The following is a 9,250-nucleotide window of genomic DNA, read 5'->3' on the forward strand; positions in this document are numbered from 1 at the left end:
GCTTTAGGTTTCTTCTAGCCATTGCTATAGCGTAAGCAATGATATTCAGTCGCTGCGTCGAAGCAAGGACATTCTTCCAGCCATGATTCCGGTTCTATTAATGAATGGTTATCCATAATTTGAGGTAAATCACGATGCCCGCAAATATGACAGTCCGGATAATCAATAAGGAGCGTTTTGAGTAAAACAATCATGGAATGCTTTTGCCATTGAGTGCGTGTATCTTTGGGAAGTCCGTGCCGGTTAAGACCACCTTCGTAACATATAGCGATGCTGTCAAGATTATGCCCTTGGGCATGAGCTCCGGGTTTTCGAACAGAACGTGTACTCTTAATATTTCCGTCTTTCCGAATGTAATAATGATAACCGATACCATTTAGTCCACGTTGGCGGTGCGACTTTTCCAATTCAATTTCCGTTAATGTTTCATTCTCCTTCGTTGCGGAGCAATGAATAACTATCAGATGAACAGTTCTCATAGTTGTTAAATGTTTTGTAAGGTGAATAGTTTGTTTATTAATCGCATGAGAACAACAGAAAGAGACCAAGGTTCACATTAACAGTTACTTATTTCCCCTTTTTGTATTCTTTTATAATAAACCAGACGACAAAATAACTGTTCGAAATATTTTAAGCCGGAAACATTTTCCTCACTTTTTCTTCCAAAACCGATAGGGTTTTTCATTTCTGAGCGATCTTAGTAGTAGAAAACGAGAATTGTTCACCTTTAAAATCATACGAAGATGAAAAAGTTAGCTAGTATTGCAGTTGGGTGGTTGATGGCATTTTTGCTGTTGGGTATTTCACCTTTATGGGCACAGGAAGAAGCCGGGAACTATTTCACTATTACAGGAATAGTGAAAAATAAGGATAATAAGAGAAAACTGGAGAATGTGAATGTGTCTGTTCCCGGTACGAACATCGGAACCGTTACGAATGCGGATGGTGTGTTCTCTCTGAAGATAAAGGACACGGAGACTATTCTGGGATTGGAGGTTTCACATATCGGGTATTTGAATTCTCAAGTTTCTCTGAAGGATAAGGAAGATGTATCTGATCTCACTATCTGGATGCTGCCGGCTCCTAATCTACTGAGTGAGATTGTTGTCTTTGGCAATAACGCCCGGGGGCTTGTGGAAGAGGCGATTAAAAAAATTCCGGTGAACTATTCGGTTGATAAGAATTTGCTGACTGCATTTTATCGGGAGACAGTACAGAAAAGGCGACGCTATATCAGTGTATCGGAGGCTGTGATAGATGTGTCTAAGACTGCGTACAGTGACCGGGAACCATCGAACGATAGAGTGCAACTACAAAAAGGACGTCGCCTGCTGAGCCCGAAAACCAGTGATACACTGGCAGTAAAAGTGGTGGGCGGACCTAATCTTTCTATTTATCTGGATATTGTGAAGAACGGAGATGCATTGTTGAGCATGGAAAATCTGAATTATTATGATTTTCATATTGAGGAACCTGTGAATCTGGATAATCGTATGCAATATGTAGTCAGTTTTCGTCCCAGAGTCAGCCTGATGTATGCATTGTTTTACGGAAAACTCTATATTGATTTTGAGAAACTGGCATTCACCCGTGCGGAATTCTCTCTGGATATGCAAAACAGGGTGAAGGCGGTGGAAGCTATTCTTCATAAGAAGCCTCTCGGATTACGTTTCAGGCCACAGGAAGTTTCCTATCTGGTGACGTATAAGGAACAGAATGGAAAAACTTATCTGAATTACATACGGAATGAAATACGTTTCAAGTGCGATTGGAAAAAGCGTTTATTCTCTTCCAGCTATACCGTATTTTCCGAAATGGTGGTAACAGATAGAAAGAGCGACTTTGCAGCCATTCCTAGCAAGAAGGCTTTCAAAGAAAAACAAGTGTTCTATGATTTGGTAGACGAATATTGGAATGAGGATTTCTGGAAGACATACAATATTATTGAACCTACAGAGTCTCTGGAACATGCTGTGAGTAAATTGAAAAAGCAATCCCGTTAGATTTCAGATAGTTTTCTTATATTTGGAGACCAACAATAATTCCGGAGTATGCTGAATGAGCTGTTCATACTGGCTAAAATAAGAGAGGGCGATATAAAGGCGTTTGAGGAAATCTTCCGTCGTTACTATTCCCCTCTTTGCTGGTATGCCACAGGTATTACGGGAGAGATGGAAGCTGCCGAGGAAATTGTGGAAGAATTGTTCTACGTGTTTTGGAAGGACCGGGAACATTTGCAGATATTCCAGTCCGTAAAAAGCTATTTATATAAAGCTGTACGAAATGCAGCACTCCAGTTTTGCGAGCATAAGGAAGTCAAGGAACGGCATCGCGAATATGTATTGGCGGGTAATGCTACGGAACAGGATTCTGATCCTCACCGGCAGTTGGAGTATGAAGAGTTACAAGGACTGATCCGTCATACTCTTGATAAATTACCCGTGCGCCGGCTCCGGATATTTGAAATGCATCGCATGGAGGGAAAGAAATATGCGGAGATAGCTTCTTCATTATCTCTGTCCGTCAAGACGGTAGAGGCTGAAATGACGAAAGCGCTGCGAACCTTACGAAATGAAATTGATAATTATATCCTTACGAAATGATTGAAGTGAATAAAAATAGGATGAAGACGGATGAGGCATGGGAACGGTTGTATGCCCGTTTGGATGAAGATAACCTGCTCACAGGAGCAGGGCGGGAAGGGGGAGTGCGTCGCAAACTTCTCTTGAAATGGGGAACATTGGCGGCTGCCGTAATTGCCGGTTTCGTCTATCTGGCATCTGCGTTGTGGTTTGTTCCGGGAGGAGAGATCGAAAGCCTCAATCTGGTGACGCAAGAAAATCGTGAAGCATCCATGTTGGTTACCACACTCGAAGACGGTTCTGTAGTATATCTGGCACAGGAGAGCACGCTGAAGTATCCCGAACATTTTGCTACGGACAAGCGGGAAGTGAACTTACAGGGAGAAGCTTTCTTTGATGTAGCAAAGAAACATGAACAAACTTTTCTGATTGAAACGGAAAAGGTACAGATAGAAGTGTTGGGTACAGCTTTCAATGTCCGTAGTCATGGAGATGACTCTTTTCGGCTCTCCGTGCAGCGGGGCAGAGTGAAGGTCTCGCTGAAGCAAGGCGGACAAAGTGTACTGGTAAATGCCGGGGAAACCGTTACCTTGCAGGCGCGGCAGTTACAACTGAGTGAGACAGGAGATTCCGATGAGTTCAGACAATATACAAAGAATATACGCTTCAAGGACGAATGCCTGGAAGATATTCTGCGAGTGGTGAATGCCGAGGCTTCCGCTTTGCAGATACAGACGGCATCACCGGTTCTGAGTAAACGGAAGCTGACCATTGAATTTGAGAATAATTCCCCCGAAACAGTAGCGGAACTTATTTGCTGGGCGCTGAGTTTGAAATGTTCACGTGAAGGTGATAAACTGATTTTATCCGAATGATAACTTAACTATATAAATCATGAAACTTCATCGTTTCTTCATAATTTTTCTGAGCCTGCTTCTCATTACCTGTGATATGAGGGCGGACGGAGGAGATGTGTTGGAACGTATCATCCGGTTACCCGGGACGAAAGGAACGGTATATTCCCTGTTGAGCAAAGTGTCGGAACAATCCGGCTATCTTTTCGTATATGACAGTAAGGTGGTGAATAATGACATTGAAGTTAGGACAAAAAAGAAAAACTGTACGGTCCGGCAAGCCATCTATGAAATTGTAGGCGACCGGACATTAGAACTGAAAGTGATAGGAAATCATATCTTGATTCTGCCTCCTGCGGAGAAGGTCGTACGGAAGCGGAAAGTCTCGGAAGAGACACCTTTGCCAGCCTATTTCACCATTACCGGTCTTTTGCGGGATAAAGAAACGGGTGATCCCGTTGTGAGTGCGTCGGTCATTCTTCAAGGAACTTCAATAGGTAATATTACAAATAAGAACGGGGAGTTCAGGCTTAATCTGCCTGACTCCCTGAAAAATGGCAAGCTTTCTTTTTCCCATTTAGGATATGTTGCACAAAGCATTGAAGCATCTACGCTGATTGGCCGGGACAATGTGTTGAGCCTGGAACCTAAAATTGTTCCTTTGCAAGAAGTGTTGATACGGTTGGTGGAACCCAAGAAACTATTGCGTGAAATGGTAAATCAGCGCGGGGAAAACTATTCATTGAATCCCGCTTATCTGACTACGTTCTATCGGGAGGGGGTGCAGTTGAAAAATAAATTTCAGAGCTTGACGGAAGCTGTTTTCAAAGTTTATAAATCTTCTTTGCCGGAGATGAACGTATCCGATCAGGTGAAGCTGCTAAAGATGAGTAAGATTGATAACCGGGAGAGTACAGACAGTCTGGTTGCTAAGATCAGAGCCGGTATCCAGGCTTGTTTGCAGTTGGATATAATGAAAGACCTGCCGGATTTTCTATCGGTTGATGCGGAAGATAATCCGTATATGTATACCTCCGGTGACATTACATTCATAGATGACCGTTGCGTCAATGTGGTTTATTTTGAGCAGAAGCGGAGTGTCAGGTCGCCTCTTTATTGTGGGGCGTTGTATATTGACTCTGAGAACAGTGCTTTGGTGCAGGCCCGCATTGAGATAAATCCCAAGTACATCAAGGAGGCTACACGGATCTTTGTTGTCAGACAGGCGCCAAAGATAAATCTGACGACACAGAAGGTGGTATATACTATTTCGTATAAACCGTGGAAAGGTACTTATTATATCCATCATATCCGTGGCGACCTTTACTTCAAGATGAAGCGGAAACGTTTTTTCTTTAGCAACCCTACTTTGCATACTTGGTTCGAGATGGTGACCTGTCTGGTGGATACGGAGAATGTAACCCGCTTCTCCCGAGCTGAAAGATTGCCTCCCCGTACCGTACTTGCAGATGAAGAGTTTAAGTATGATGAACATTTCTGGGAGGACTTCAACGTTATTCCATTGGAGGAAGAACTCAGTAGAATTATAGAGAAAGTAGCGTTAAAGATAGAAAAAATAGATCATCAGGAGGAATAAGATAGTCCGGATAATTGTAATTTTGCAGCCGGAATCAATAAGTATTAGTAGAAAGATGGAATTACCTAAAGACCCGATGATGCTTTTCAGCTTCATCAATACGAAATTGCGTGACTGTTATTCTTCATTGGATGAACTCTGTGATGATATGAATGTCAATAAAGAGACGATTGTAGGACTGTTGCAGTCAGCCGGATTTGAATATAGCGCAGAACATAATAAGTTCTGGTAATTTGCGGATAGATTATTTTTTCTTCCGGTGCTCTTTCTTCAGATAGAAATTGAATCCGGCATATATTTGCAACGTCCCGAATCCATTGTTCAGGGAGAAGTTATCCCGGTAATAATCATACGTCCTGCCCAGAAAGGAAGTACCTACAAAATATTTGCTGTTATTGTATACCACACCCGCCCGTAATATAAAATCAATATTGAAGTTCTTGTACCAGTCGCTGGGCTCTTCTGTGTCTTTCTCTATGCGCGACGTCTTATAAGCAACAGCCGGACTGAGCGACAGGCATGCCAGGCAGTTACGGGCAAATACCCAGTTATAGGCATATCCGAAGTTGAGGCTGATATTGGTATATTTTATGTGTCTAACCTTCATTCCGGGGTTCATTGTTTCTTGAATGATTTCGGGTAGCTTGGCATAATCAAACTTCAAATTATGCGTAGATACGGAAAGGCCGGCTGTGAGTGTACCTGCATTCCGACGTTGGTTGGTGGACTGGCTGAAAGCTGCCGGATAAGAGAAATGCCGGTTGTTGAAGATATAATATAAGTTGAATCCTTTCATATTTACTTTCAGACCGTTGAAGTCTTCCGAATAATTAGAAGGAACACGGTCGGAAAAGCCTGTTACTTTATGTATCTTGTAATCGTTACCTGTGCGTCGGTAGAAAAGATCCACCCCTAACTTGGAACTGTAAAGGCTGAGGTCAAATTCTGTCCCTCTGTTTTTCCCACTTTTCTTTCCAAGGAGCCCGTCCGTATCTACTGACCATCCTAAAAATATCCAGCGCCAACCAAAGTAAGCCCCTATCTTGTTGCGAGGGTTGGGGGTGAAGCGGAGCCGTTGGGGCTCGGGGGCGGCGGTACCTACGGAGTAATATTCGTAGTTTGTGAAATGATCGAGCATCAAGGCATAGTTGTATCGGTTGGGGCTTATATAAGTTGTGTCGAAGTCATTGAAGTTGAGGAACTTCTTTATAGCCTTCATGAAGGCCCCCTGATGCTTTTCGGTACTAAGGCTATCGTGTGCGGTAGAACTTTCCTCTTCGTTTTGCGCAAACAAAGAGAAGGGCAACAATATCCACAGGCAGAAGATAAGTCTTTTCAGCATCAATCTTATTTCTTAATTAATAGTTCGGGTCTCTATGCTATAAACAACGCAAAAAGAAAAAGTGCAATTGTTCTATTTGCGAATTTAACAGTTCTTTTGCATATATCCAATAATATGGAGGGATTGTTTCATTATACCTCTTCTTTTTCGTTGTTCCTCCTCGTCTGTAGTTTCACCGCTTGAAACTGTTGGTTTCTCGGTGTGAAACTGTCAGTTTCAAAGCATGAAACTCTTGGTTTCTCGGCATGAAACTATGAGTTTCAAGCAATGAAACAAATCAGAAAATGCAGAGGTTAATATAATCGGACAGATAATGCAGAGAAAGGAGATACAGTGTTAGCAATAGATTATTACTATACTTACCAATATTGCATTAGTCAAAGATTGGATATGTTAATTATTAACACAACGAATCCTTAATAGTTAACGAAAATATAGTGTCTATTAAAACATGTTGTAATATGTTGTAGATCACCCTGAAGATTTGGAGATATCCTCAAAGTCCGTATCTTTGCAATGTGTTTTTCATAGTATTAGATTTAAGGTTAACAAAAGATTGGCTGTCTGGGATAGATAGCCTTTTTTTATGTCCTTTCGTTATCAGTCTTGAGGAGTGAATACATCTTCATATCCAGAATCTGTCCGTTCTTGACTGCATTACTTCTGAGTGTTCCTTCATCTTTGAATCCGCTTTTCTCAAGAATCCGGCAGGAAGCGATATTATAGCTAAACGGCTCTGCAAAAATACGGAGGATATCAGTGTTACTAAAAACATACTGGCAGGTCTGTTTGATAGCGCAGGTTCCCAAGCCTTTGCCCCAAAAAGGTTCTGCTATATAATAGCCTATTTCGGCAGTCAGCGAGTGGATGTTGTCTTTGCGAAACACACCAATACTTCCCACTACTTTGTCATCAGCGGTGATGGCGAAGGCGAAAATACTGTTCTTATCAGCCTTCAGCATTTCATTGATATAATATTTTGCATCGTCTTCAGTGTAGGGATATGGCAGACCGTCCCGAAGGTTGTCCTGAATGTTTTTGTTATTTAGGGTTGCTGCAAGTTCGGCGGCATCGTCTATTTTCCATTTTCTGATTTTACATTCCATATCGATATCCTTCTTTTTTAGTTAATCTGAAACGGGAGAGTTGCCGGCAAAGATAAGAAACTTTATTTTTAACCACTTATTTAATAAATGCAAAATGTGAACTTCCCGATTTAACTTCATCCTTCTTTCTGTTTCTAACCTAATAAAGCTAAGAAACTGAATTGATGATAAACGAGGATAAGATCCGGCAGGTATATGCTTCCGACCCGAAGAAAGGGTTTAAGATGCTGATGGATAACTTCCAGGTACCTATATATAATTATATACGGCGTTTGGTTGTGTCGCACGAGGATGCAGAAGATGTTCTTCAGGAAGTCTTTATCCGGGTGTACCGTAATTTGGACCAGTTTCGTGGTGAAAGCTCGCTGAGCACCTGGATATACAGGATTGCAACCAATGAAAGTTTGCGCTTGCTGAATACACGAAAGGATGAAGAAGCAATTCCTGCCGAAGAAGTGCAAGAGGAACTGATAGGTAAACTGAAGGCTTCCGATTACATTGATTACGAAAATGAACTGGCGGTCAAGTTTCAGGAAGCCATACTGAGTTTGCCCGAAAAACAACGGCTAATATTCAACCTACGCTATTACGATGAGCTTGATTATGAAGAAATCAGCCGTATACTGGATAGTAAGGTCGATACTCTCAAAGTGAATTATCACTATGCGAAAGAAAAAATAAAAGAATACATCTTAAACAGATAGGACGATGAATAAAGAATTTGATTTTGACGATATCGGTAAAAAGACACCTTACCGCACTCCTGATAATTTTTTTGAGGATATGCAGCAGAAGGTGATGGAACGTACTTGCGGCGGGCAACGCCGGAAACATCTTTTACAGATAATGTTCTCTACTGCCATAGCGGCAGCTGCAATACTGGCAGGGGTATTGTTTGTTTCGTCTTATCTCCGGACGGAAGATACACCTGCAGGAACTTCGGATATGTTGGCTATAGAAAGAAGTAGCAGCGATCCGGTTGATAAATGGATTCACGAACTGTCGGATGAGGAGTTGGAAGAGCTCGTCAACTTCTCTGAGAATGACATATTTTTAAATTAGGTATTAATTAAAAACAAGAAGATTATGAAGACTAAGTTTATTTATGTAATTTTGGCTGCGCTCCTGACTGGCAGCCAGACAATTTCTGCTCAGAACAAGGATAACAAAACCAATAAGCAACGTCCTACACCTGAACAAATGATTCAAAGACAAGCCAATCAGATGGTGACGACACTGATGCTGGATGATGCAACAGCTGCCAAGTTCACTCCGGTTTACGAAAAATATCTGAAAGATTTAAGCGAATGTCGGATGATGAACCGCAGGGAAAGGCCCAGGAACAATAATGCGGAAGCAACCCCGGCTACCAAACCTGTACTGACAGATGCGGAAATAGAAAAGCAGATCAAGGATCAGTTTGCGCAAAGTCGTAAGATACTGGATATTCGCGAGAAATATTATAATGAATTCCGCAAGATTCTGTCTCCCAAGCAGATTGCAAAAATTTATCAGACAGAAAAAAGCAATGCGAATAAATTCAGAAAGGAATTTGACAGAAGAAAAGGTCAGAAACATGGTCAGGGAAAACGGCTGGCTCATGCAAGACCAGCTTCAAATAATAAATAACATTTTTCATTAAACTACTTGATAAACACGAATGGATCATGGCAGGCATACATATTTGACTTTCCGAAACATCTTAATCTATGTTGTTTTGTTGTGGTCAGGTATGACTGTTAATGCACAGTCCGGCAAAGGAAGCTTTG

General features: G+C 41.7%; 11 protein-coding genes. 8 read left to right on the plus strand and 3 right to left on the minus strand.

The annotated features are described in order from the left end of the window. Nucleotides 1-14 precede the first annotated feature (14 nt). A complete protein-coding gene (locus BACCELL_RS17170; RefSeq protein WP_007213223.1) occupies nt 15-479 on the minus strand; it encodes an N-acetylmuramoyl-L-alanine amidase in 465 nt (154 codons plus the stop codon). A gap of 264 nt (nt 480-743) precedes the next feature. Between BACCELL_RS17170 and BACCELL_RS17175 the strand changes: the two genes are divergently transcribed. From BACCELL_RS17175 to BACCELL_RS17195, 5 genes are read left to right on the plus strand one after another with little or no spacing between them, the layout of a single operon-like run. After that, complete coding sequence (locus BACCELL_RS17175; RefSeq protein WP_007213225.1) at nt 744-2,003, plus strand: carboxypeptidase-like regulatory domain-containing protein; 1,260 nt, start codon at nt 744-746, stop codon at nt 2,001-2,003. A 48-nt stretch (nt 2,004-2,051) separates the two neighbouring features. Beyond that, nucleotides 2,052-2,603 carry an RNA polymerase sigma-70 factor gene (locus BACCELL_RS17180; RefSeq protein ID WP_007213226.1) on the plus strand — a complete coding sequence of 184 codons (552 nt, stop codon included), beginning with the start codon at nt 2,052-2,054 and terminating at the stop codon, nt 2,601-2,603. Further along, nucleotides 2,600-3,457 (plus strand): FecR family protein, encoded by an 858-nt coding sequence (locus BACCELL_RS17185; RefSeq protein WP_007213227.1) that lies wholly within the window; start codon nt 2,600-2,602, stop codon nt 3,455-3,457. The genes BACCELL_RS17180 and BACCELL_RS17185 overlap by 4 nt, the downstream gene beginning before the upstream one ends. 19 nt (nt 3,458-3,476) lie before the next feature. After that, nucleotides 3,477-5,033: a carboxypeptidase-like regulatory domain-containing protein gene (locus BACCELL_RS17190; RefSeq protein WP_007213228.1), complete on the plus strand. Its 1,557-nt coding sequence runs from the start codon at nt 3,477-3,479 to the stop codon at nt 5,031-5,033. 55 nt (nt 5,034-5,088) lie between these two features. Next, a complete protein-coding gene (locus tag BACCELL_RS17195) occupies nt 5,089-5,265 on the plus strand; it encodes a DUF4250 domain-containing protein (protein WP_007213229.1) in 177 nt (58 codons plus the stop codon). A 12-nt stretch (nt 5,266-5,277) separates the two neighbouring features. Here BACCELL_RS17195 and BACCELL_RS17200 read toward each other — a convergent pair whose 3' ends face one another. Together BACCELL_RS17200 and BACCELL_RS17205 are read right to left on the minus strand one after the other, a co-directional pair. Next, nucleotides 5,278-6,375, minus strand: a complete 1,098-nt coding sequence (locus BACCELL_RS17200; RefSeq protein ID WP_044153954.1) for a DUF4421 domain-containing protein — start codon at nt 6,373-6,375, stop codon at nt 5,278-5,280. A 584-nt stretch (nt 6,376-6,959) separates the two neighbouring features. Further along, on the minus strand, nt 6,960-7,481 hold the full coding sequence (locus tag BACCELL_RS17205) for a GNAT family N-acetyltransferase (protein WP_007213232.1): 522 nt from the start codon (nt 7,479-7,481) through the stop codon (nt 6,960-6,962). 164 nt (nt 7,482-7,645) lie between these two features. Between BACCELL_RS17205 and BACCELL_RS17210 the strand changes: the two genes are divergently transcribed. Genes BACCELL_RS17210 through BACCELL_RS17220 form a run of 3 tightly spaced genes read left to right on the plus strand, consistent with a single transcriptional unit; the run spans nt 7,646 to nt 9,110 of the window. Then, nucleotides 7,646-8,185 carry an RNA polymerase sigma factor gene (locus BACCELL_RS17210; RefSeq protein WP_007213233.1) on the plus strand — a complete coding sequence of 180 codons (540 nt, stop codon included), beginning with the start codon at nt 7,646-7,648 and terminating at the stop codon, nt 8,183-8,185. Nucleotides 8,186-8,189: 4 nt separating this feature from the next. Then, nucleotides 8,190-8,543, plus strand: a complete 354-nt coding sequence (locus BACCELL_RS17215; protein ID WP_007213234.1) for a hypothetical protein — start codon at nt 8,190-8,192, stop codon at nt 8,541-8,543. 24 nt (nt 8,544-8,567) lie between these two features. Beyond that, nucleotides 8,568-9,110 (plus strand): hypothetical protein, encoded by a 543-nt coding sequence (locus BACCELL_RS17220; protein ID WP_007213235.1) that lies wholly within the window; start codon nt 8,568-8,570, stop codon nt 9,108-9,110. Nucleotides 9,111-9,250: the final 140 nt, after the last annotated feature.

Origin of the sequence: Bacteroides cellulosilyticus DSM 14838, assembly GCF_000158035.1 — a bacterium.
GTDB lineage: Bacteria > Bacteroidota > Bacteroidia > Bacteroidales > Bacteroidaceae > Bacteroides > Bacteroides cellulosilyticus.

Bases quoted from the DNA above. Each gene is read 5' to 3' on its own strand.
- BACCELL_RS17185 (WP_007213227.1), top strand. From the start codon at position 2,600: ATGATTGAAGTGAATAAAAATAGGATGAAGACGGATGAGGCATGGGAA.
- BACCELL_RS17195 (WP_007213229.1), top strand. From the start codon at position 5,089: ATGGAATTACCTAAAGACCCGATGATGCTTTTCAGCTTCATCAATACG.
- BACCELL_RS17190 (WP_007213228.1), top strand. From the start codon at position 3,477: ATGAAACTTCATCGTTTCTTCATAATTTTTCTGAGCCTGCTTCTCATT.
- BACCELL_RS17175 (WP_007213225.1), top strand. From the start codon at position 744: ATGAAAAAGTTAGCTAGTATTGCAGTTGGGTGGTTGATGGCATTTTTG.
- BACCELL_RS17205 (WP_007213232.1), bottom strand. From the start codon at position 7,481: ATGGAATGTAAAATCAGAAAATGGAAAATAGACGATGCCGCCGAACTT.
- BACCELL_RS17215 (WP_007213234.1), top strand. From the start codon at position 8,190: ATGAATAAAGAATTTGATTTTGACGATATCGGTAAAAAGACACCTTAC.
- BACCELL_RS17180 (WP_007213226.1), top strand. From the start codon at position 2,052: ATGCTGAATGAGCTGTTCATACTGGCTAAAATAAGAGAGGGCGATATA.
- BACCELL_RS17210 (WP_007213233.1), top strand. From the start codon at position 7,646: ATGATAAACGAGGATAAGATCCGGCAGGTATATGCTTCCGACCCGAAG.
- BACCELL_RS17220 (WP_007213235.1), top strand. From the start codon at position 8,568: ATGAAGACTAAGTTTATTTATGTAATTTTGGCTGCGCTCCTGACTGGC.
- BACCELL_RS17170 (WP_007213223.1), bottom strand. From the start codon at position 479: ATGAGAACTGTTCATCTGATAGTTATTCATTGCTCCGCAACGAAGGAG.
- BACCELL_RS17200 (WP_044153954.1), bottom strand. From the start codon at position 6,375: ATGCTGAAAAGACTTATCTTCTGCCTGTGGATATTGTTGCCCTTCTCT.